The 21,532-nt window shown below is 66.3% G+C and carries 18 protein-coding genes and 1 tRNA gene; 7 read left to right on the top strand and 12 right to left on the bottom strand.

From position 1 onward, the window contains the following. Positions 1–40: 40 nt before the first annotated feature. The 5 genes from PYV55_RS04945 (at position 41) to PYV55_RS04965 (ending at position 6,020) form a co-directional block, all read left to right on the top strand. Positions 41–712 carry a nitroreductase gene (locus PYV55_RS04945; protein ID WP_275849576.1) on the top strand — a complete coding sequence of 224 codons (672 nt, stop codon included), beginning with the start codon at positions 41–43 and terminating at the stop codon, positions 710–712. Between the two features lie 177 nt (positions 713–889). Further along, positions 890–2,524, top strand: coding sequence for a class I adenylate-forming enzyme family protein (locus PYV55_RS04950; RefSeq protein ID WP_275849577.1), 1,635 nt, complete (start codon positions 890–892; stop codon positions 2,522–2,524). A 223-nt stretch (positions 2,525–2,747) separates the two neighbouring features. Then, positions 2,748–4,379 (top strand): class I adenylate-forming enzyme family protein, encoded by a 1,632-nt coding sequence (locus PYV55_RS04955; protein WP_275849578.1) that lies wholly within the window; start codon positions 2,748–2,750, stop codon positions 4,377–4,379. A 22-nt stretch (positions 4,380–4,401) separates the two neighbouring features. After that, positions 4,402–5,598 carry a thiolase C-terminal domain-containing protein gene (locus PYV55_RS04960; protein ID WP_275849579.1) on the top strand — a complete coding sequence of 399 codons (1,197 nt, stop codon included), beginning with the start codon at positions 4,402–4,404 and terminating at the stop codon, positions 5,596–5,598. Beyond that, on the top strand, positions 5,595–6,020 hold the full coding sequence (locus PYV55_RS04965; RefSeq protein WP_275849580.1) for a Zn-ribbon domain-containing OB-fold protein: 426 nt from the start codon (positions 5,595–5,597) through the stop codon (positions 6,018–6,020). Before PYV55_RS04960 ends, PYV55_RS04965 begins: the two co-directional genes overlap by 4 nt. A 64-nt stretch (positions 6,021–6,084) precedes the next feature. Here the strand turns inward: PYV55_RS04965 and trhP are convergent, their stop codons facing one another. The 11 genes from trhP to putA form a co-directional block, all read right to left on the bottom strand. Next, entirely contained in the window at positions 6,085–7,473 is a 1,389-nt protein-coding gene (gene trhP, locus PYV55_RS04970; protein WP_275849581.1) for a prephenate-dependent tRNA uridine(34) hydroxylase TrhP, read from the bottom strand. Between the two features lie 70 nt (positions 7,474–7,543). Then, positions 7,544–8,497 carry a cell envelope integrity protein TolA gene (gene tolA, locus PYV55_RS04975; protein WP_275849582.1) on the bottom strand — a complete coding sequence of 318 codons (954 nt, stop codon included), beginning with the start codon at positions 8,495–8,497 and terminating at the stop codon, positions 7,544–7,546. 29 nt (positions 8,498–8,526) lie between these two features. Continuing rightward, complete coding sequence (locus PYV55_RS04980) at positions 8,527–8,955, bottom strand: ExbD/TolR family protein (RefSeq protein ID WP_275849583.1); 429 nt, start codon at positions 8,953–8,955, stop codon at positions 8,527–8,529. Positions 8,956–8,983: 28 nt separating this feature from the next. Beyond that, on the bottom strand, positions 8,984–9,697 hold the full coding sequence (gene tolQ, locus PYV55_RS04985) for a protein TolQ (RefSeq protein WP_275849584.1): 714 nt from the start codon (positions 9,695–9,697) through the stop codon (positions 8,984–8,986). After that, positions 9,694–10,110 carry a tol-pal system-associated acyl-CoA thioesterase gene (gene ybgC / locus PYV55_RS04990; protein ID WP_275849585.1) on the bottom strand — a complete coding sequence of 139 codons (417 nt, stop codon included), beginning with the start codon at positions 10,108–10,110 and terminating at the stop codon, positions 9,694–9,696. The genes tolQ and ybgC overlap by 4 nt, the downstream gene beginning before the upstream one ends. A gap of 36 nt (positions 10,111–10,146) precedes the next feature. Then, positions 10,147–11,331 carry a pyridoxal phosphate-dependent aminotransferase gene (locus PYV55_RS04995; RefSeq protein ID WP_275849586.1) on the bottom strand — a complete coding sequence of 395 codons (1,185 nt, stop codon included), beginning with the start codon at positions 11,329–11,331 and terminating at the stop codon, positions 10,147–10,149. A 28-nt stretch (positions 11,332–11,359) separates the two neighbouring features. Then, positions 11,360–11,956: a transcription antitermination factor NusB gene (gene nusB / locus PYV55_RS05000; protein ID WP_275849587.1), complete on the bottom strand. Its 597-nt coding sequence runs from the start codon at positions 11,954–11,956 to the stop codon at positions 11,360–11,362. Further along, positions 11,956–12,417 carry a 6,7-dimethyl-8-ribityllumazine synthase gene (ribH, locus tag PYV55_RS05005; protein ID WP_275849588.1) on the bottom strand — a complete coding sequence of 154 codons (462 nt, stop codon included), beginning with the start codon at positions 12,415–12,417 and terminating at the stop codon, positions 11,956–11,958. The genes nusB and ribH overlap by 1 nt, the downstream gene beginning before the upstream one ends. Positions 12,418–12,420: 3 nt before the next feature. Beyond that, positions 12,421–13,548, bottom strand: coding sequence for a bifunctional 3,4-dihydroxy-2-butanone-4-phosphate synthase/GTP cyclohydrolase II (gene ribBA / locus PYV55_RS05010; protein ID WP_275849589.1), 1,128 nt, complete (start codon positions 13,546–13,548; stop codon positions 12,421–12,423). Between the two features lie 246 nt (positions 13,549–13,794). After that, positions 13,795–14,682, bottom strand: coding sequence for an NUDIX hydrolase (locus PYV55_RS05015; protein WP_275849590.1), 888 nt, complete (start codon positions 14,680–14,682; stop codon positions 13,795–13,797). Between the two features lie 144 nt (positions 14,683–14,826). Continuing rightward, a complete protein-coding gene (gene putA, locus PYV55_RS05020) occupies positions 14,827–18,471 on the bottom strand; it encodes a bifunctional proline dehydrogenase/L-glutamate gamma-semialdehyde dehydrogenase PutA (RefSeq protein WP_275849591.1) in 3,645 nt (1,214 codons plus the stop codon). Between the two features lie 194 nt (positions 18,472–18,665). Here putA and ylqF point away from each other — a divergent pair, with 194 nt between their 5' ends. Continuing rightward, positions 18,666–19,595, top strand: a complete 930-nt coding sequence (ylqF, locus tag PYV55_RS05025) for a ribosome biogenesis GTPase YlqF (RefSeq protein WP_275849592.1) — start codon at positions 18,666–18,668, stop codon at positions 19,593–19,595. Between the two features lie 28 nt (positions 19,596–19,623). Here ylqF and PYV55_RS05030 read toward each other — a convergent pair whose 3' ends face one another. Beyond that, positions 19,624–21,225 carry an AMP-binding protein gene (locus PYV55_RS05030; protein WP_275849593.1) on the bottom strand — a complete coding sequence of 534 codons (1,602 nt, stop codon included), beginning with the start codon at positions 21,223–21,225 and terminating at the stop codon, positions 19,624–19,626. 219 nt (positions 21,226–21,444) lie between these two features. Here PYV55_RS05030 and PYV55_RS05035 point away from each other — a divergent pair. Next, positions 21,445–21,521: transfer RNA gene (locus PYV55_RS05035), tRNA-Arg, on the top strand. The last annotated feature ends 11 nt before the right edge of the window (positions 21,522–21,532 follow it).

Here is a 21,532-nt window from a genome sequence, read left to right on the forward strand (position 1 = left end):
AGAATTTCGCGGCGGCCCCAGCCCAAGGACGATCCAGCCCATGCATGTCGATGAAGCCATCACGAGCCGCAAGTCGGTGCGGCGTTTCCTGCCCAAGCCCGTCGAGTTGCCCATGCTCGAACACATTTTGCGGGTTGCTGCGCGCGCGCCCAGCGGCAACAACGTGCAGCCCTGGAAGGTCTATGCCGTGGCCGGCAATGCGCGCGCGCAGCTGTGCCAGGCCATCTACCACGCCGCCCAGCACGAGCCCGATCGCCACCACCCCGAGTACGCTTACTATCCCACGACCTGGGTCGAACCCTACCTTGAGCGCCGCCGCCGCTGCGGGCTCGGTCTGTATGCGAGCTTAGGCATAGGCCGCGACGACAAGCTCGCGCGCGAGCAGCAGATGCTGCGCAACTACCTCTTTTTCGATGCGCCCGTGGGCCTGCTCGTGACCATGGACCGGCGGCTGAACACGGGCAGCTTCATGGACCTGGGCATGTTCATCCAGAGCATCATGCTCGCAGCGCGCGGGCAGGGCTTGCATACCTGCGCGCAGGCTGCTTTTGCCTGGTACCACAAGATCGCGCGCGCACAACTGCCCATCAGCGAGCATGAAATCCTGACCTGCGGCATCGCGCTGGGTTATGAAGACCTCTCGGCGCCAGAAAACGCCTTCATCACCGAGCGCGCACCGCTCGAGGAATTCGCCAGCCTGCACGGGTTTTGAGTGTTTGTGGCATGGGGCAGGGATAACCCGGGTGGAAATGGGCGGCAGTGCCAAGCACAGTCTGGGCGTCGTCGAAGAGCCGACACCGCAGGCTGAAAGGCCGGGTCTCCCACACTGTAGGCCTTGGTGGTGTGCGCGACGGCAAAGAACCCTATCACCCAAAAAAGGAGGCAAACCATGATCCTGCACAGTGCCGAGGCATTGCAGCGCTACACCCAGAGCGGACACTGGGGGCAACGTACCTTGCTTGATCACTTCCACGACACGGCAAGGCAAGAGCCCGAGCGCGTGGCAGTGGTCGATCCTGCAGACCGGCCTGATCTTGTCGGCACCGCGGCGCAAAAATTCAGCTATCGCGAGTTTTCGGCCATGGTCGATGCGATCGCTACGGGCTTGCTCGACTTAGGCTTGCAAAAAGACGAAATCGTCGTCGTGCAACTGCCCAATGTCTGGGAGCTGATCGCCATGTATCTGGCGGTCTGCCGCGCCGGCGGTGTGCTCTCACCCATGCCCATCCAGTGGCGCGACAATGAATTCCAAAACGTCAAGAACATCACGCAGGCGCGCTTTTTCTTTGGCCTGCCCGAGTTCAAAGGGGCGGAGCCGCTCGCGATAGCGCAGAAACTTGGGTTCACAGCCTTCCCCATGGCGCGTATCAACGAGATGGCGCGCGGCGCGGCTGACAAGGCCCGGCTCGACGCCATCCGCATTGATGCGAACGATATTTTCAGCCTGTGTTGGTCTTCGGGCACCGAGGCCCTCTCCAAAGGCTGTCCGATGTCGCACAACAACTGGATTTTCCAGATGAACCTGATTCGCAAGACGGCCGACTTGCGTCCAGGGGACAGGGTGCTTGCGACGGCGCCCGTGGTCAACATGACAGGCGTGGGCACCTGGCTGGCTTCGATGGCAGTGGGCGGCACCACCTTACTGCACCACCCGCTCAACATGCCTTTGCTGCTGCAGCAGATGATGCACGAGGACGTGCACTTCACCCTGCTGGTGCCCGCGGTACTGAACATGATCCTCAAGCTGCCGCAGGTGGATCAGCTCGATTTTGCGAGCGTGCGCTGCATCGCTGCAGGCTCTTCACAGCCGTCGCGCTGGAGCATGGAGGAGTTCAAGCGCCGCTGGAACATCGAAATCGTGCACGGCTGGGGGCAGACCGAAGGCACGGCGATTTTTGCGGGCGCCAAGGACGTACCCGAATTTTCCAAACGCGCCGATCACTTTCCGTGGTGGGGCTGCCCTGGCGTCGAGTGGCCCTCGGGCATGCGCGGGGTGGAGCTCAAGCTGCTCGACGAACTCGGCGAAGAATGCTCGCAGCCAGGGCAGGTCGGGGAGCTGGCGTACCGTGGGCCGAACGTGTTTGCCGGCTACTATCGTCGCCCCGACCTGGCCCAAAGCGCATTCACGCCCGATGGTTTTTACCGCACCGGCGATTTTTTCATCGTGCGTGATGCCCACCACATCGGCTTTTTCGACCGCAAGAAGGACATCATCATCCGCGGGGGCTTCAACGTCAGCGCGGCCGAGGTCGAAAACCTCGTGCTCACGCACCCCGGCGTGCAAGAGGCCGCGGCCATTGCGGTGCCTGACGAGATCATGGGCGAGAAGACCTGCGTCTTCGTCGTGCCCAAGGACAAGGCCAAACCGCCCACGCTCGACGACATCGTGACGCACCTCAAAGGCATAGGTGTCGCTGCATACAAGCTGCCCGAGCGTCTCGAGTACCTGGAGGTGATCCCTCGCAATCCCGTGGGCAAGATTTTGAAGGCGCATTTGCGCAAACAGTTGTCAGCGAGCGTTTGATTTTCTAGTGCAGTGTTTGATGCTTGATGCGACAAATAAAACCGATGGATTTTTGGTCTGGGCAAGGCGCAAACCGCAGCGATACTGGGTGGTATCGCGAGGATTTGCAACGCGGCCCGGGCCGAAAAGACGCGGTTTTATGTCGCAGATAGCGTCGAACACTGCACTATTGCGCCTTGGATGCGCTGCATCTGGGGCGTTTTTTTGAAAGGAAGTCCTTCCCATGATTTTGCATTCGGCCGCGACCATAAAGCACTATGTTTCGCAAGGCTTTTGGGGGCACAAGACGTTGCTCGACCTGCTCGCCCAGCATGTCGCTGACGTGCCGCAGCGCCCCTGCGTCGTCGATACGCCCGACCGCGCCGAGCTGATAGGCACGCCCGCTACTTCGGTCACTTGGCAGCAGTTCGGTGCTGCGGTTGATGCGATCGCGACGGAGCTGCTGCGCCAGGGGCTGCAAAAAGACGAAGTCGTGGTCGCGCAGCTGCCCAACGTGTGGGAGCTGATAGCACTGTATTTCGCCGTGGCGCGCGCTGGCGGCATTCTTTCGCCCATTGCGATGCAGTGGCGCGACTCTGAACTGCGCAACGTGGCCGAGGTCGGCCAGGCCAGGCGCTATATCGGGGTCAAGGACTTCAAAGGGTTCGACCACATCGCGATGGCGCAGCGTGTGGGCTACGAGACGCTGGCGCTCGAAGAGATCACCGCCATGGCTGCGCAGGCGCCCGATCCGGCGCTGCTCGCCGGCGTCAAGCTCGATGCCAATGACATCTTCAGCCTGTGCTGGTCTTCGGGCACCGAGTCGCACGCCAAAGGCTGCCCCATGTCGCACAACAACTGGCTGTTCCAGATGCGGCTGATCCCCGAGGTGGTGGGCATCCAGGAGGGCGACCGCGTGCTCGCTCCCGCTCCCATGGTCAACATGACGGGGGCCGTGGCCTGGATGAGCTGGCTGGCCGGGCGTGGCACGCTGCTCTTGCACCACCCGATCAATGTCGAGCTGCTGATCCGTCAGATGCTCACGGAAAATGTGCAGTTCACCATCCTGGTGCCTGCGATCCTGAACATGATCCTCAAGCTGCCGAACGTGGACAGCCTCGACCTGTCGTCGATCCGCTCGATCGCCACGGGCTCGGCGCCGCCGTCGCGTTGGGGCATGGAGGAGTTCAAGCGCCGCTGGAATATCGAAATTTGCCACCTCTGGGGGCAGACCGAAGGCCCGAACCTGACCGCCGGGCCGCTCGACGTGCCCGACTTTGCCCAGCGCAGCGACCATTTCCCGTGGTGGGGCAAGCCCGGCATCCAGTGGCCGTCCAAAGTGCAAGGGATACAAGTCAAGCTGCTCGATGACGCCGATGTCGAATGCACGCAGCCGGGCCAGATCGGCGAGCTCGTCTATCGCGGGCCCAACGTGTTCCCGGGCTACTACCGTCGCCCCGACCTCGCGCAAAACTCGTTCACGGCCGATGGCTTCTTTCGCACGGGCGACTACTTCATCGTGCGCGACGAGCGCCACGTGGGCTTTTTCGACCGCAAGAAGGACATCATCATCCGCGGCGGCTTCAACATCAGCGCCGCCGAGGTCGAAAACCTCGTGCTCACGCACCCCGGCGTGCAAGAGGCCGCCGCGGTGGCCGTGCCCGACGAAATCATGGGCGAAAAGACCTGCATCTACGTCGTGCCCAAAGACAAGGCGCACCCGCCCACGCTCGAAGACATCGTCGCGCACCTCAAGCAGATCGGCGTGGCTGTGTACAAATTGCCCGAGCGCATCGAATACACCGATGTGATCCCGCGCAACCCCGTGGGCAAGATTCTGAAGGCCCAGCTGCGCCAGCGCATCACCAAAGCATGAACCTCACCACCGAAAGGAATCCATGACATCTTCCCCCTCTGCGAGCCGAAGTCTGCGCGGCAAGACGGCGGTCATAGGCTGCGGCATCTCTGCCGTGGGCCGCGTGCCCGGCAAGAGCGCCCTGGCGCTCGCTGCCGATGCTGCCTACAAAGCCCTGGCCGATGCCGGCCTCAAAAAAACCGACATCGACGGTGTGCTCTCGAGCCACGCCTTTGCCTCGCCGTTCCACCGCTTCAGCGTCGCCATCAGCGAATACCTGGGCATACAGCCCACGTTCTCGAACACCTTGCAGGTTTCGGGCGCCACCGCGGCGACCATGTTCAACGTCGCTGCGGCGGCCATCCACGGCGGCCTGGCCGAGACGGTGCTCGTCGTCGGCGGCGACAGCCTGCTCACGGGCCTCTCGCCCGACCTCGCGCTGCGCTCCATGACCGAGAGCCGTGACCAGCAGTACGAAATGCCTTTCGGCATCCCCGTGGCCAACACCTTTGCGATGACGGCGCACCGCCATATGCGCGACTTCGGCACAACGGCCGAGCAGTTCGCGCAGGTGGCGGTGATCCAGCGCGAGCATGCGCGCCGCACGCCCGGCGCGCAGATGACCGAGCCGCTCACGGTCGAAGACGTGCTCAACTCGGGCATGGTCACCACGCCCTACCACAAGCTCGACTGCTCGCTCATCTCCGACGGCGGCGCGGCTTTCATCGTGACTTCGGCCGAACGCGCCAAGGCGCTGGGCGTGGCCAAGCCGGTCTACATCCTCGGCGGCGGCGAGTGCTACACGCACGAGCACATTTTCCTCATGCCCTCGATCACGACCACCGGCGCCGTGCAGGCGAGTGCCAAGGCCTACGCGATGGCGGGCTACGGCCCCAAGGACATGGACGTGGCCGGTGTCTATGACTGCTTCACGGGCACGGTGATCATGATGCTCGAAGACCTGGGCTTTTGCCCCAAGGGCGAGGGCGGGCGCTTCGTCGAAGACCGGCAGATGACCTACGGCGGCGCGATTCCGTGCAATACGCACGGCGGGCTGCTGTCGTTCGCGCACTCGGGCATGCCCGGTGCCTTGTTCCATTTTTACGAGGTGATTCACCAGCTGCGCGGGCAATGCGGCGAGCGCCAGGTGCAGGGCGCGGAGCTCGGCCTGGTGCACAGCCTGGGCGCCGGGTTTGCCACCCAGGCCACGACCATCTTCGGCACGGAGGCCACACTGTGATCAATCCCAAAGAAGCCCACATCAAGCCGCTGCCCATGCCCGATGCCGATTCCGAGGCGTATTGGCGCGGTATTCGAGAAGGCAAACTGCTGCTGCAGCATTGCAAGCAATGTGGCCACGTGCAGTTTTACCAGCAGGCCATCTGCCGTGAGTGCGGCAGCGAGCACTTGGAGCATCGCCCTGCGAGCGGGCGCGGCACCGTGCATTCGTTCAGCGTGGTGTACCGCGCGCCCGGCCCGGCCTTCAAGCACGACACGCCTTACGCCGTACTGCTGGTCGAGCTCGCAGAGGGACCGCGCATGATCAGCTCCTTCGTCGGCGACGACCCGCTCGCCGTGACTTTCGACATGCCGGTCGAACTGGTGTGCGAGCCCGTGGGCGATACGGGCGTGGTGCTGCCGCGCTTTCGCGCGGCGCGGTAACAGCGAAACTTGGTTTACCCACAAAAAAAGCGCCGTATGTCGGCGCTTTTTGCTGCGGGGGACTTTATGCAGACTCGAGCACGCGCGCGAGCAAGGCGCCCTCGGCGGGTCCTTCGAGCGGAATGCGCACGCGCACCGGGCTGCCCTGGGCGCATTGCACGGGCTGGCCCTCGAGGTTAACCATCTGCGTCAGGCGCAGCAGGCGGTTGCCGCTCGGGTGGATGACTTCGAGCAGGTCGCCCACGTCGAAGCGGTTTTTCGTTTCCACCTCGGCCCAGCCATCGCCCACGGCGCGCACCTCGGCGACGAACTGGCTGCGCCGCGCCGTGGAGTGGCCTGTTTCATAGTTCTGGTAGTCGTGCATGGGGCGGCGCTCCAAAAAGCCGCTCGTGTAGCCGCGGTTGGCCAGGCCCTCGAGTTCGGTGATCAGCGTCGGGTCGAACGGCCGCCCGGCCACGGCGTCGTCGATCGCGCGGCGATACACCTGCGCCGTGCGCGCGACGTAGTACAGGCTCTTGGTGCGGCCCTCGATCTTGAGCGAGTCCACGCCGATTTCCACCAGCCGCTGCACGTGTTCGACGGCGCGCAAGTCCTTGCTGTTCATGATGTAGGTGCCGTGCTCGTCCTCCATGATGGGCATGAGCTGGCCGGGGCGCTCTTTTTCTTCGAGCAGATAGACCTGGTCGGCGAGCGGATGGCGTGCGCTGCCGCCGCAGGCCGCAAACGTGGCCTGCGCCTCTTCCTGCGCCTGGTTGAAGCTGAAGTCGGCTTCCATGGGCTGGGCGATGGGCTCGCCGGTGTTGGGGTCGAGCGCGGCGGGGCGCGTCTGGTAATTCCAGCGGCAGGCGTTGGTGCAGGTGCCCTGGTTCGGGTCACGCCGGTTGAAGTAGCCCGAGAGCAGGCAGCGGCCCGAATAGGCGATGCACAGCGCGCCGTGCACGAACACTTCGAGCTCGATGTCGGGGCATTCGTCGCGGATTTTGGCGACTTCGTCGAGGCTCAGCTCGCGCGAGAGGATGATGCGTGCGATGCCCACCTTCTGCCAGAACTTCACGGCCGCGTAGTTCATGGTGTTGGCTTGCACCGAGAGGTGGATGGGCACCTCGGGCCAGCCGCCGTGCTCCATTTTTTCGAGCACGAGCATGATCAAGCCAGGGTCGGCCATGATGAGCGCGTCGGGGCGCAACGCGATCACGGGCTCGATGTCGCGCAGGTAGGTGCGCACCTTGTCGTTGTGTGGCAGCAGGTTGCTCGTGACGAAGAATTTTTTGCCGCGCGCGTGCGCCTCGGCAATGCCTTGTGCGATTTGCTCGAGGCGGAATTCGTTGTTGCGCGCACGCAGGCTGTAGCGCGGCTGGCCGGCATACACGGCGTCGGCGCCAAAGTCGTAGGCCGCGCGCATTTTGTCGAGCGAGCCGGCGGGCAGCAGCAGTTCGGGGCTTCGGAGGGTCATGGGGCGATTGTCCCAAACATCGGGAAAACGAGCGAAAAACCCATGCAGCGGCAGGGCCAGGCGGGTGCGCTCAGTCTTTGGGCCGGAACACGATCACGAGCGACGAGGGCACGCGGCCGTCGATGTCGCGCGGCAGCGTTTCGGTCTTTTGCAGCGCGCGCAGCACGGCATCGTCCCAGGCCTTGTTGCCGCTGGACTGCAGCAGGCGCGTGCCGACGATGGTGCCGTCGGGCGCGGTGCGCACCTCGACCTCGGCGCGCGGGTTGCCGACGACCTCGTCGGGATAGACGATGTTGGGCCTGACCTTGGCCACCACCTTGCCGGCATAGCTGCTCGACGGCCCCGACGGCCCGGCGCTGCGCAGGTCTTTGCCCGTGGCGTTGGCGTCACCGGTGGCGCCGGCCAGGCTTTGCATGCGGCGCAGGTTTTCCTGGCGCTGCGCTTCGAGCTGGCGCGTCTGCGCTTCGGCCTTGCGCTTGTCTTCGGCCTGTTTTTTCTGCTGTGCGAGCCTTTCCTGCGCGGCTTTGTCGCGTTCGGCTTTCTCGCGCTCTGCCTTGGCGCGCGCGGCCTTTTCCTGCGCCGCTTTTTCCTGCGCGGCTTTTGCTTTTTCTTTTTGCTCGCGTTCCTTTTGTTCGCGTGCGCGCTTTTCCTCGCGGGCCCGCTCCAGCGCCTGCTGGCGGGCCTGTTCCTCGCGCATTTTCTGGCGTTCCAGGGCGATGTCGGCATCGCGCGGGTCGGGCGCAGCCGTGCGGATGGGCGGCTGCGGCGTGGGTACGCGTGGTGCCGGCTCTGGCGCCGGTGGGGGTGCGGGCGGGGGCGGCGCCATGCGCGGCGCCGCCTGCTGCGGCAGCGCGGACCAGAGCTCGGCCTGCACGACGGCCTGTTCGCTGCTCGCCTTCCAGCGCACGCCCCAGGCCAGCGCGGCGAGCAGCAAACCATGCGCGAGCAGCGACAGCAGGGTGGCCGGCCCCCGTCCGGGCGCGGGCGGCGGCGCCAGGGGCTCGCGATGCAGGGATGAGGTCATGGCGTGGGGGAGGGGCGGGGCCGGGGGCTTCAGCCGCCTCCCTGGGTGACCGACAGGCCCACGCGCTGCACGCCGGCTTTTTGCAATGCGCCCATGGCCTTGACCACGGTTTCGTAGGTCACGCTCTTGTCGGCCGCGATGATGACGGCGGCTTGATCGTCCGCCTGGCCTTGCTGCCAGCGCAGCGCGGCCTCGGCGGCTTCTTTTTCGCTCACGCTGCGGCTGCTGCCGTCAGCCTTGAACTGCAGGCGGCCGTCCTTGGCGATGAGCACGGTGGCGTATTTGACCGGCTGGCGGTTGGCCTTGCCGACCTTGGGCACATTGATGGTGCCGGGCGTGAGCATGGGCGCCGTGACCATGAAAATGATGAGCAGCACCAGCATGACGTCGATGAAGGGCACCATGTTGATTTCATTGATGGTGCGGCGGCCGCGGCCGCGCGAAGCCAGAGCGGGCATCGGTGGTTCCTTGGCGTTTGGGTTGGTTTCAGCGGCCCGACGCCGAGGTGGCGGCGCTGGGTGCGGGCGCGCCCAGGTTGCGCTGCAGGATGTTGGAGAACTCTTCGATGAAGGTCTCTTGCTGGAGGGTCACGCGGTCGATGTCGTGTGCAAAGCGGTTGTAGGCGAGCACTGCCGGAATGGCGGCGAAAAGGCCTATGGCCGTGGCCACGAGCGCTTCGGCGATGCCCGGCGCCACCGTGGCAAGCGTGACCTGCTCCATGCCCGCAAAGCCGGTGAAGGCGTGCATGATGCCCCACACCGTGCCGAACAGCCCCACATAGGGCGAGACCGAACCCACCGAGGCCAGCAGCGAGAGGCCGGATTCGATCACGTCCATCTCGCGCTGCAGGCTCGCGCGCATCGCGCGGCGGGCGCCGTCGAGCAGCGTGCCCGGGTCGCTGATGCGGCGCTCGCGCAGCTTTTGGTATTCACGCATGCCGCTCGCGAAGATGCGTTCCATGGGCCCGCCCTGGCGGGCGTTCTGCGCCGCGCTGGCGTATAAGTCGTTCAGGCTGGTGCCGGACCAGAATTCGCGCTCGAAGTCCTCGTTGAGCGCCTTCACGCGCCGCACGGTGATGAGCTTGCGAAAAATCGTGCCCCAGCTGGCGATCGAGACGCCCAGCAGCAGCAGCATGACGAGTTGCACCACCCAGCTGGCGTGCAGCACCAGGGTAAGGATGGACATGTTTTGTGCATTCATGAAAGTCGTTCCAGAAGCCAAGGGGGCATGCGCGCAGGACGCAGGGTGGAGGCATCGACCCAGCCGACACGGATGACGGCTTCGACCAGCAAGGATGCCGTCTGCTGCGCGGCTTGCTCTGTTTTGAGGAGTACCTGTTGTAGCATGGAAAGCGATGCGCGCCCTGTTTCCTGCACTTTGGCGGTGACGATCAGCGCATCGTCGAGGCGCGCCGGGCGCAGGTAGCGCAGGTGGGAGTCGGTTACGACAAAAACGCCTCCGGTTTGTTCCCGCAGCGCACCCTGCTCGATGCCGCGCGCGCGCAGCCATTCGGTGCGTGCGCGTTCGAAGTATTTGAGGTAATTGGCGTGGAAGACGATGCCGCCGGCATCGGTGTCTTCCCAGTAAACGCGGACCGGCCATTCGAATGCCATGGACGCACCTCCTGTTCGTCGATTGTGCACATCCTCTCAGCCCAGCAAGGTTTGCAGCCGCGCCATGGCTTCCTGCAACTGGGGCAGCGCGTTGGCCGTGGAAAAGCGCACGAAGCGCTGCGTCTCGAAGCTGCCAAAGTCGCGCCCCGGCGTCACGGCCAGGTGGGCGCGGCGCATCAGCTCCAAGGCGAAGTCCCAGCTGCCCTGCACGCCCAGGCGTTCGGCAGCGGCGCTGCAGTCAGCCCAAGCATAAAACGCGCCATCGGGCGTCACGGGCACGGCAAGGCCCAGCGCCTGCAGCGCCGGGATGAAATAGTCGCGCCGCGCCTTGAATTCGGCGCGCCGGCGCTCGTATTCGGCGATGCTTTCGGGCTCGAAGCAGGCCAGCGCCGCGTGCTGCGCCACCGTGCTTGCGCAGATGAACAGGTTTTGCGCGAGGCGCTCCACCACGGGCACCATGGCTTCGGGCACGACCATCCAGCCCAGGCGCCAGCCCGTCATGTTGAAGTATTTGCTGAAGCTGTTGATGCTGATGAGGTCTTCGCCCAGCGCGAGCGCCGTCTGGCCATACGTGGCGTCGTAGGACAGGCCAAGGTAGATCTCGTCGATCAGCGTGATGCCGCCATGCGCCTGCACGACGTCGTGGATGCGGCGCAATTCGTCGGGCGCGATCGAGGTGCCCGTGGGGTTGGAGGGCGAGGCGAGGAGCACGCCGCGCGTTTTGTCGCCCCAGGCGGCCTGTACTTGCGCGGCGCTGAGCTGAAAGCGCTCCTGTGCCGTGGCGGGCAGCAGCACGGCGCGGCCTTCGGCAGCACTTACGAAGTGCCGGTTGCAGGGGTAGCTCGGGTCGGGCATGAGGATTTCGTCGCCCGCGTCGATCAGCGCCAGGCAGGCGAGCTGCAGCGCCGCCGAAGCCCCCGCCGTGACCACGATGCGCCGCGCCGGCACGCTGACGCCAAAGCGCTCCTGGTACCAGCCGCTGATGCGCTCGCGCAGCGCGTCGAGGCCGAGTGCGGGCGTGTATTGCGTGCTGCCCGCGTGGATGGCGCGCACGGCGGCTTCCTGCACCAGCGGCGGGGCCGTGAAGTCGGGCTCGCCGATGTTGAGAAAAATCATGGGCGAGCGCGTGCCCGCGAGTGCACGTGCCTGCGCCTGGGCAGCCTTGGCCACCTCCATCACGTAAAACGGCTCTATGTGCGCGGCGCGAGTGGAAAACTTCATGCGGGTCGGTTCGGAGCCGAAGGGAGGCTCAGTCGTGGGTTTCGTCGGTCTGCACAGAGGCGGGCAAGGGGCGTGGCTCCTGGCTTTGCGGCCGTGGCTTGGACGTGGCCTTGTCCGTAGCCACCTCGCCCGCGCGCAGGCGCGGCGCCAGGCCGTTGAGCACGGCGTTGACGTATTTGTAGCCGTCGGTGCCGCCAAACTCCTTGGCCAGTTCGATGCACTCGTCGAGCACCACGCGCCAGGGCACGTCCAGGCAATGCTGGAATTCGTACGCGCCTATCCACATCACGGCATGCTCGATCGGCGAGAGCTCGCCCAGCGGCCGGTCGAGCTGCGGCGCGATGAGCGCGTCCAGCTCCTGCGCCGCCTCAATGCAGCCGTGCAGCAGCGCGTCGTAGTGGGCCGCATCGGCCTTGTGAAAGCCTGCCAGGTCGCGCGTGAAGGTGTCTATGGCCGTGGCCTCGTTGTGCCCGACGAGGTGCTGGTACAGCGCCTGCAGGGCAAACTCGCGCGCACGGCTGCGCTGCGACTTCGAGGCCGCCTTGCGCGCGCCGTTGCTCTTGAGGCCGGTGCGCGCCTGCTTCGGGGGGCGGGGCGGGCGAACGAAGGCGCCGCTGTCGCTCATCACAAGTCCTCCAGCAGCCGGGCCATTTCCACGGCCACGCGCGCGGCGTCGCGCCCTTTGCCGGTCTGGCGCGCCTCGGCCTGCGCTGTGTCTTCGGTGGTCAGGATGGCGTTGGCGATGGGAATCTGGTAGTCGAGCGCCACGCGCGTCACGCCCGCGGCCGACTCGTTCGCGACGAGCTCGAAGTGGTAGGTCTCGCCGCGGATCACGCAGCCCAGCGCGATCAGCGCATCGTAGCTTTCGCTCTCGGCCAGCGCCTGCAGCGCAAGCGGTACTTCGAGCGCACCGGGTACGCGCACGAGGTCTATGTCTTCGGCGTCCACGCCCAGCGCCAACAGCTCATCGCGGCAGGCGGCCGCCAGCGCGTCGGTGATGCTTTCGTTGAAGCGCGCCTGCACCATGGCGATGCGCAGGCCCTGGCCGTCGAGTTCGGGGGCGCTGCCTTGTTCCGCGTCTTGCATGCTTTACTCCTTCGCTTTGGCGATGTAGCCGGTGATTTCGAGACCGTAACCTACCATGCTCGGCATGCGGCGCGGATGACCCATCAGTTGCATTTTGTGTACGCCGCATTCGCGCAGGACCTGCGCGCCTATGCCGTAGGTGCGCAAGTCCATGCGGCCGCGCTCGGGTGCCTGGGTGGCGCGTGCCGTGCCTTCGAACTGGGCCAGCAGCTCGGCTGCGCTTTCGCCGCAGTTCAGCAGCACGGCCACGCCCCGGCCCTGTTGCTCGATGTGCCGCAGGCTCTCGTCCAGGCCCCAGGAATGCATGGTGCGCTGCACTTCGAGCAAATCGAGCACCGAAAGCGGCTCGTGCACTCGCGCCGGCACGCTCTCGTCGCTGTGCCATTGGCCTTTGACCAGCGCGAGGTGCAGGCCCTGGCTGGGTTTGTCGCGGTAGGCGTGCACGATGAATTCGCCAAACGCGGTCTGCAGTGGCCGGCTGCCGATTTTTTCGATCAGCGACTCGTGGCGGCTGCGGTGTTCGATCAGGTCGGCGATGGTGCCGATTTTCAGGCCATGCTCGGCCGCGAACAGCTGCAGATCGGGCAGGCGCGCCATCGTGCCGTCGTCCTTCATGATTTCGCAGATCACGGCGGCGGGGCTGCATCCGGCCATGGCGGCCAGGTCGCAACCGGCCTCGGTGTGGCCCGCGCGCATGAGCACCCCGCCATCAACTGCCTGCAGCGGGAAGATGTGGCCGGGCTGCACCAAGTCTTCGGGCATGGCGTGCGGCGCCACAGCGGCCTGCACGGTGCGCGCGCGGTCGGCGGCGGAAATGCCCGTGGTCACGCCTTCGGCGGCCTCGATAGATACCGTGAAGGCTGTGGCGTGCTTGGTGCCGTTGCGCGTGACCATGGGCGGCAGCCGCAGGCGCTCGCAGCGCTCGCGCGTGAGCGTAAGGCAGATCAGGCCGCGCCCGTACCTGGCCATGAAGTTGATGGTCTCGGGTGTGACGTGGTCGGCGGCGAGCACGAGGTCGCCTTCGTTTTCGCGGTCTTCTTCATCGACGAGGATGACCATGCGGCCAGCGCGCAGCTCGGCCACGATGTCTTCCACGGGGGAAATGGGGGCGGGGGGGAGGGGGGTGTTCATGAAGCTCGGGGAAAAGTCGGCTGGGGCGGCTGTGTGCAGTGGTGGGCGGCAGGCAGGGGCCTGTAGTGCCGGCATGCGGTGGGGGTCAAACCGCCTCTGACGAGGGGGCCGTGTGGCCTGGTGCGTCAGGCGCAAGCCACGCCGCGCAGGGCGCCCGGTGAGGGGCGCGATTTTACCCGCACGGCGTCAGACGGGCCGCATCAGACGGGCCGCCCGCCTGGAAGGCGTGCGAACGGCAGCCGCACGTCAGGCAAAAAGGGCCTCAAACCCCTCCTCGGGCGTAAAACGTCCTTCGACGTGCAGCAGCCGCGTGGGGCCGGGCAGGGCACGCTGGGAGACAGAGTGTTTTGCGTCGCCGGGGTAGCACAGCACGCGCGTGCCGTCGCGGTGGTAGTGCTCTGGTTCTATGAGCGGCGGACGCTTGCTGCGCGCCTCCTGGAGCACGCTTTGCACATCATTGTGGCGGGCCAGATGCGCCAGGCCCATGATCTGCGGCGGCGCCAGGTCTATGAGCCGGTCGCGGTACTGTTCGAGCGCGGTGCGCGGGGCGATCCAGACGCTGTCGGTGGTTTCCTCGTCGTCGTGCGCGGCCGTTTGGCCCTGTGGCGCTTCGGCGACGAAAAAGCGCGTGTCGAAGCGGCGCGTCGTGTTGATCGTGGGCGCGCGCGGCGTGATCCAGCGCGACCAGGGCACCAGCTGGCATGTGGGCACGCGCAATTGCAGCGTGCTCAGCACATCGGCAAAAGACTGGCCCGCGCGCAGCAGCTCCCGCGCCTGCGGTGCATCGAGACGCGCCAGGACGCCAGCGGCTTCGGCGAGCAGCAGGCCGCATTCCTCGAGCGCCTCGCGCACGGCGGCGACGTACAGACCAGCGGCCGTGGCGGCGTCTATGCCAGGCTCGTTGAGGCCTGCGCGCAGGTTTTCGGGCGGCTGGTCGAGGAGCGATTCCGCCAGCGTCTGATCGGCGTCATCGAGCTTGCCGCCGGGGAAAACGTACAGGCCCGGCATGTTCGCAGCCTGCGCCGTGCGGCGCAGCAGCAGCACTTCAAGGCCTGTGGGCGCTTGGCGCAGCAGCACCATGGAGGCGGCGGGGCGGGGTGTTTCGGCAAGGGCTGGGGTGGTGGGGGCTTGCATGGGGCTGAAGGGGTAAAAAGCGGGGTGCAGGGCTTTGGTGGGATGCGCCATGCCTTGAAATTGGCGGGGCAGGCAATCTGCTGGCTGACGCAGCCTACCATGCGTTTGGTATGGCTGCAAATGCCTGAGCGAGCGCGATCAGGCTCAATCCTCCAGCGTCATCAGGCTCGCGTTGCCGCCCACCGCGGCGGTGTTGACGCTGATGCTGCGCTCGCGCACCAGGCGCTCGGGGCGGTAGGGCGGGGTGAGCAGCGGCACGATCGGGCCGGGGCGTGCGGCGAGCCGCTGGCGCCACGCCATAGCGAGCGCGGCCGCGCCCTCGAAGAGCAGCAGGTCTATGGGTTCGGCGCGCAGGTCTTCGCTCAGGCGGCAGCACGCCTGCAGCGCTGCGGGCAGGGTGCGCCAGATTTTTTGCGCTTGCGCCTCGGCTGGCCAGACGAGCGGCGCACCGCTTGCGACCGCGGCCACGAGCTGCGCGGCGTAGCCCGCGGGCGTGGCCGCGCTGCCGCCGAGCAGACGGCGCGGCAGCAGGCGCAGCCGGTTGTCCTCGCCCGTGGGGCCGGGCAGTGGGAGTTCGAGAGAGGCGAGCATATGGGCCAGGTGAAATTCGAGCAGCGCCAGGAGCCGTTGCCGCTCCTCAGCGCCGAAAAGCACCTCGCCCTGCGCTTCGAGCCAGTCACGCAGCGCTGCTACGTCCGGGGCCTCGGCCGGGGTGTCTTTCGCGTGCCGCGCTTGCGCAAAACGCGGCGACTGAGCCTGCGCGAGCAGCCGCAGCAGGTACAGCGGCCCGCCCGCCTTGGGGCCGGTGCCAGAGAGCCCCTCGCCGCCGAAAGGCTGCACGCCCACTACCGCACCGATGAGGTTGCGGTTGACGTAGAGGTTGCCGACCTGGGCATGCTGCGCGACGTATTCCACCGTGGCGGCTATGCGGCTGTGCACGCCCATCGTCAGTCCGTAACCTGTGGCGTTGATTTCTTCGAGCAGGGCGTCGAGCGCGTTGGCGCGAAAGCGCTGCACGTGCAGGATGGGGCCGAAGTGCTCTCCGCCTATGGACTCGATGCTATCAATTTCAATAACCGTGGGGGCGACGAAGGTGCCGGCGGTGCAGGCGGGCGGCGGCTCCAGCCTGTGCACGCGGTAGTCGGCGCGGGCCATGCGTGCGACGTGCGCTTCGAGTGCCGCTTTGGCCTCGGCATCGATCACCGGGCCGACGTCGGTGCGCAGTTCGCGCGGGTCGCCAAGGCGCAGCTCCTGCAGCGCTCCGAGCAGCATGTTCAAGGTCTTGTCGGCGATTTCTTCCTGCAGGCACAGCACGCGCAGCGCCGAGCAGCGCTGCCCGGCCGAGTTGAAAGCGGAAGCCATCGCGTCGGCCACTACCTGTTCGGTGAGCGCGCTCGAGTCGACGATCATCGCGTTGAGCCCGCCGGTCTCGGCGATCAGCGGCACTTCCTCGGCGCGCGCGGCGAGCGTGCTCTGGATGGCACGCGCCACGGCGGTGGAGCCGGTGAACATCACGCCGCGGATGCGTGGGCTGGCCACCAGGCGCGCCCCCACCGTCTCGCCGCGCCCCGGCAGCAGCTGCAGCGCCTCGCCCGGGATGCCTGCTTCGTGCAGCAGGCGCACGGCCTCGAAGGCGGTGAGCGGGGTCTGCTCGGCGGGTTTGGCGAGCACGGCATTGCCCGCCGCGAGCGCCGCCGCGATCTGGCCGACGAAGATCGACAAGGGAAAGTTCCACGGGCTGATGCACACCACCGGGCCCAGCGGTCGGGGATTTCCGGGCGCAAGGCGGCGCAGCTCGGCGGCGTAGTAGCGGCAGAAATCGACGGCTTCGCGGACCTCGCCCACAGCGTCGGCCCAGGTCTTGCCGGCTTCGCGCACGATGAGGGCAAGCAGCGCGTCGGTGTGGGCTTCGAGCGCGTCGGCGGCCGCTTCGAGCCGCTGCGCGCGCTCTTGCGGCGAGGTCTCGCCCCAGCGGGCATGGGCGGCGGTTTCGAGGGCCGCTTCGATCGCCGCTGCGTCGGCCTCGATCGCCGCACCGAGCAGGTCGGACCTATCGGCCGGATTGCGGCAGGGCAGCCCGACGGCTCCTGCGCGCACCGTCCCGCCCACGAGTGGGGTGGCCGTGCGCGTGATGGCGGCCTCGGCGGCGATGCGCGCTGCGAGCCGCTGCTGCGTGCTGCGATCGGCGAGATCGAGTCCCAGCGCATTGCGCCGCTGTGGGGCGAAAAGTTCGGGCGGCGCAGGGATGCGGGGGTGTGGCGCGCCGCCGAGTGCCTGGGCGCGTGCCACCGGGTCGGCGAGCAGCGCTGTGAGCGGCACGTCGGCCGCGATGCGGTTGACGAAACTGGTGTTGGCGCCGTTTTCCAGCAGCCGGCGCACGAGATAAGGCAGCAGCGTCTCGTGGCTGCCCACCGGGGCGTAGATGCGCACCTGGCGGTGGCGCTCGGGGTGGCCCACGAGCGATGCATAGAGCGGCTCGCCCATGCCGTGCAGGCACTGGAATTCATAATCGCCGGGCTGCCAGCGCTCGCCAGCCAGGTGAAAGATCGCTGCGAGCGTATGCGCGTTGTGCGTGGCGAATTGGGGATAGACCACGTCGCGCGCGGCCAGCAGCCGTTTGGCGCAGGCGAGGTAGGAAACGTCGGTATAGACCTTGCGCGTATAGACGGGATAGCCAGCGAGTCCATCGACCTGGGCGCGCTTGATCTCGCTGTCCCAGTAGGCGCCTTTGACGAGGCGCACCATCAGGCGCCGCCCCCGGGCCCGCGCCTGCGCCACGAGCCAGTCGATCACGAAAGGCGCACGTTTTTGGTAAGCCTGCACGACGAAGCCGAGCCCGTCCCAACCGGCGAGCTCGGGGTCGGCGAGCGCCGCTTCGAGCAGGTCGAGCGAGAGCTCGAGCCGGTCGGCTTCTTCGGCGTCGATGTTCAGGCCGATGTCGTAGCGTTTGGCGAGCCGGCACAGCTGCAGCAGGCGCGGCAGCAGCTCGGCGCGCACGCGCTCGGGCTGGGACCAGTGGTAGCGCGGGTGCAGGGCGCTCAGTTTCACCGAGATGCCGTTGCCGCCGATCACGCCGCGCCCGGCGTCGCGCCGGCCGATGGCGTGGATGGCATGTGCGTAGTCGGCCAGGTAGCGTGCGGCGTCTTGCGCCGTCATTGCCGCTTCGCCCAGCATGTCGAAAGAGTAGCGAAAGCCTTGCTTTTCGAGCGGCTGCACGCGCGCTAGCGCTTCATCGATCGTGCGGCCGGTGACGAAGGTTTCGCCGAGCAGGCGCATGGCCAGGTCCATTCCCCCGCGCACCAGCGGTTCGCCGCCGCGTGCGAGCAGGCGCGTGAGGGCGGAAGACAGCGCCCTTTCCTCGACGAGCGCGGCGAGCTTGCCGGTGACGAGCAGGCCCCAGGCTGCGGCATTGACGAAGATCGAGCGGCTGTGGCCCAGGTGCTCGCGCCAATGTCCATGCGCGAGCTTGTCGCGGATGAGGGCATCGCGCGTGGCGACGTCGGGGATGCGCAGCAGCGCCTCGGCCAGGCACATGAGCGCCACGCCCTCGCGGCTCGAAAGGCTGAATTCGGCCATCAGCGCGGCCACGCCGCCTTGCCTGCGTTGTTTGTCGCGCAGCGCCTGCGCGAGTTCGCTGGCGAGCTGCTCGACGTGCGGCAAAAGACCGGCCGGCCAGGCGCTTTCTGCGACGCGCGCCGGCACGCATTCAGGCTCGGGTGCGCGCGTGGCCGCGGCGATCGCGTCGCGCAAGCGGTCGGTAGCGGAGGCGGGCAGGAATGCGGGGGGCATCGACTGAATCCTGGCTGAGCGGTCGCAATGCAGGGTTGGGCGAAAATCGCCTGTGCGACATCGTGCAAAAGACATGCAAAATTCGTGCAAGCTACACATGGCATGGCCAGCCCGCCGCCGTGTGCGGTATGCCTTGGCATGGCACCTTCAATTTCCAATCTTCAACTTTCTCAACGAACGAAAGACTCTCTCGCATGGCCATCCAATGGTTCCCCGGCCACATGCGCAGCACGCAAAAGGCGATCACTGCGCGCATTGCGGACATCGACGTGGTGATCGAGCTGCTCGATGCGCGCCTGCCGGGCTCGAGCGCGAACCCCTTGCTCGCCGAGCTCACGGGCCACAAGCCCACGCTCAAGGTACTGAACAAGCAAGACCTCGCCGACCCCGAGCGCACACAGCAGTGGCTCGCGTGGTACGGCGCCCAGCCCGGCACGCGCGCGCTCGCGCTCGACGCCTCGGACGCGGCGCCGGCCAGGCGCCTGATCGAAGGCTGCCGCGCACTCGCGCCGCAGCGCGGCGGCATGGCCAAGCCCCTGCGCGTGCTGGTGTGCGGCGTGCCCAACGTGGGCAAGTCCACACTGATCAACACCTTGAACGCCAAACGCCAGGCAAAGACGGGCGACGAGGCCGGCATCACGAAGCAGGAGCAGCGCATCACGCTCGCCGACGACTTTTATCTGTGGGACACGCCGGGCATGCTCTGGCCGCGCATTGCCGTGCCACAAAGCGGTTTCCACCTGGCCGCGAGCGGCGCCGTGGGCCGCAACGCCTACGACGAGGAATTGGTGGCGCTAGAGCTGCTGCGCCGTTTGCAGCAGCCCTACGCCCCGCTGCTCGAAGCGCGCTACCGGCTTGGCCTCGCGCCCGCGGCTCTCGCGGCATTGTCCGACGAAGAACTGCTCGAAGCCATAGGCCGCAAGCGCGGCGCCGTGATGGCGGGCGGGCGCGTGAGCCGGCAAAAGGCCGCCGAGATCGTGCTCAACGACTTTCGCAGCGGCGTGCTGGGCCGCATCACGCTCGAGACGCCCGAAGAATTTGCCGCCTGGCAGGTCGCTGCCGCGCTCGAAGATGCGCAGCGCGCAGCACGCAAGGCGGCGCAAAAACGCCGGCCCCGCCCATGACAGCGAAGCCGGCGCAGGCCAATTCAACTTATGCGAAAGCCTTCGCGTACTCGGCCTTGAGCTCTCGCTTGAGCAGCTTGTTCGCAGCGCTGATGGGCATCGAGGTGCGGAAGAAGATGCGCTTGGGCGTCTTGAAGCCGGCCAGGCGCTCGCGGCAGTATTCGATCATCTCGGCTTCGGTGGCGGTACTGCCTGCGCGCGCGATCACGGCCGCGGCGACGGCCTCGCCCCAGCGCTCGTCGGGCAGGCCGAACACGGCGCACTGCATCACGGCAGGGTGCGTGCCGAGCACGCTTTCGACCTCCTGGCAATAGACGTTTTCGCCGCCACTCTTGATCATGTCCTTCTTGCGGTCGGCGAAGAAATGGTTGCCCTCGGCGTCGCGGAACATGACGTCGCCCGTGTGGAACCAGCCGCCTCGAAACACGCGCTGGTTGGTTTCTTCATTTTTGTAATAGCCCTTCATCACCGCCGGGCCGCGCACGATCTGCTCGCCTGCCGTGCCTATGGGCACGTCCTTGTCCTCGTCATCGACCAGGCGCAGTTCCACGCAATAGGCTGCGGGCCAGCCGACCCAGCGGCCGTCGCCGTTGGGCATTTCGTCCCAGCTGCCGATGCTGCCCACCGTCTGCGGTGCTGCGGTGGTTTCGCTCATGCCTTGGCCCGAGTAAAAACGCAGATTCGGCGCCACCTGCTTCCAGCCATCGATCATGGCTTTGGGGATGGTCGAGGCCCAGCTCACAAACTTGCTGGCGCTGCTGAGGTCGCAGGTCTTGAAATTGGGGCAGGCGATCAGCGCCACATAGAGCGTGGGCGGCAGCGCCGTCGCCGTGATGCGGTGGCGCTCGATCAGCTCGATCATTTGCACGGGCTGGGGCGACTGCGTCATCACGATGGTGATCTGGTGGGTCAGGCACAGCGTGCAAAAAAGGTACGCAGCCATGTGGATCAGCGGAATGCTGACCAAAAAGCGGTCATCCTTGGAGTAGCCGATGTTCATCGACCAGCCCATGTGCGCCGCGTAGTAATTGGCGTGCGTGGAGAGAACGCCCTTGGGCGCGGATTCGGTACCACTCGTGAAGAGCAGCGTGGCCACGTCGTCGCTTTCGATCAGCACCTCGGGCTCGTGCGTGGGGCCTGGCAGCAACTCGTCAAAGGCCATCCAGCCCGCAGGACGGCTTGGGCTTGGGCCGAATTGCACGAACTGCTGCACGCCAGTGAGTTTGTCGAGCACGGGGGACACATTGCCCAGCAAGGCATCTTCGACGAAGAACCATTTGGTTTCGGAAAAGGTGATCAGGTGTTGCACATCGGGCGGCTGCAGCATGAAGTTGATCGGCACCATCCAGGCGCCGATTTTGTGCAGCGCGTAGCCGAGCACGAGGAATTCGATGCTGTTGCGCGAAAGCGCGGCCACCTTGTCGCCTTTGGCGATGCCGCGTTGCGTCAAGTTGTGCGCCACGGCGTTGGCCATGCTGTTGAGCTCGGCGTAGGTGACGCTGCGGCTCTTACCATCCGTGGTGTAGTAGATGATGGCGGGCTTTTTCGGCGCCGCGAGGGCCGAGCGGCGCAGGCCGTCGCCGAGATTTTGGCGGCGTAGCAGGTTCATTTCGAGCGCGGTGATGCTCATGGGGTTTGTCTCCTAGAAACGGTGGATCGAGGGCCCGTCTGCAGCGATGGTTTTGTGGTGTTGTGCGCAGACGAGGCCATTCTAGAGATGTAAAGGGTTCGATCCAATTGCAGCCAATGCGCAAGAGTGCCCTCGGCACCTATCGCGCAGCCACGGTTATGATCGCTGTACGCTGTTGGACGTACGGCCCGCGTGCCGTAGCGTGCCGATGTGGCCCAGCTGCCCGTAGCTCAACCGGATAGAGCAATAGCCTTCTAAGCTATAGGTCGGGGGTTCGAGTCCCTCCGGGCAGGCCAGACGGGTTTTC

The organism is Extensimonas soli (assembly GCF_029211265.1).
In the GTDB taxonomy this organism is placed as follows: domain Bacteria; phylum Pseudomonadota; class Gammaproteobacteria; order Burkholderiales; family Burkholderiaceae_C; genus Extensimonas; species Extensimonas soli.

Coding starts and splice junctions, on each gene's coding strand:
- PYV55_RS04945 (WP_275849576.1), top strand. CDS start 41: ATGCATGTCGATGAAGCCATCACGAGCCGCAAGTCGGTGCGGCGTTTC.
- PYV55_RS04950 (WP_275849577.1), top strand. CDS start 890: ATGATCCTGCACAGTGCCGAGGCATTGCAGCGCTACACCCAGAGCGGA.
- PYV55_RS04955 (WP_275849578.1), top strand. CDS start 2,748: ATGATTTTGCATTCGGCCGCGACCATAAAGCACTATGTTTCGCAAGGC.
- PYV55_RS04960 (WP_275849579.1), top strand. CDS start 4,402: ATGACATCTTCCCCCTCTGCGAGCCGAAGTCTGCGCGGCAAGACGGCG.
- trhP (WP_275849581.1), bottom strand. CDS start 7,473: ATGACCCTCCGAAGCCCCGAACTGCTGCTGCCCGCCGGCTCGCTCGAC.
- tolA (WP_275849582.1), bottom strand. CDS start 8,497: ATGACCTCATCCCTGCATCGCGAGCCCCTGGCGCCGCCGCCCGCGCCC.
- PYV55_RS04980 (WP_275849583.1), bottom strand. CDS start 8,955: ATGCCCGCTCTGGCTTCGCGCGGCCGCGGCCGCCGCACCATCAATGAA.
- tolQ (WP_275849584.1), bottom strand. CDS start 9,697: ATGAATGCACAAAACATGTCCATCCTTACCCTGGTGCTGCACGCCAGC.
- ybgC (WP_275849585.1), bottom strand. CDS start 10,110: ATGGCATTCGAATGGCCGGTCCGCGTTTACTGGGAAGACACCGATGCC.
- PYV55_RS04995 (WP_275849586.1), bottom strand. CDS start 11,331: ATGAAGTTTTCCACTCGCGCCGCGCACATAGAGCCGTTTTACGTGATG.
- nusB (WP_275849587.1), bottom strand. CDS start 11,956: ATGAGCGACAGCGGCGCCTTCGTTCGCCCGCCCCGCCCCCCGAAGCAG.
- ribH (WP_275849588.1), bottom strand. CDS start 12,417: ATGCAAGACGCGGAACAAGGCAGCGCCCCCGAACTCGACGGCCAGGGC.
- ribBA (WP_275849589.1), bottom strand. CDS start 13,548: ATGAACACCCCCCTCCCCCCCGCCCCCATTTCCCCCGTGGAAGACATC.
- PYV55_RS05015 (WP_275849590.1), bottom strand. CDS start 14,682: ATGCAAGCCCCCACCACCCCAGCCCTTGCCGAAACACCCCGCCCCGCC.
- putA (WP_275849591.1), bottom strand. CDS start 18,471: ATGCCCCCCGCATTCCTGCCCGCCTCCGCTACCGACCGCTTGCGCGAC.
- ylqF (WP_275849592.1), top strand. CDS start 18,666: ATGGCCATCCAATGGTTCCCCGGCCACATGCGCAGCACGCAAAAGGCG.
- PYV55_RS05030 (WP_275849593.1), bottom strand. CDS start 21,225: ATGAGCATCACCGCGCTCGAAATGAACCTGCTACGCCGCCAAAATCTC.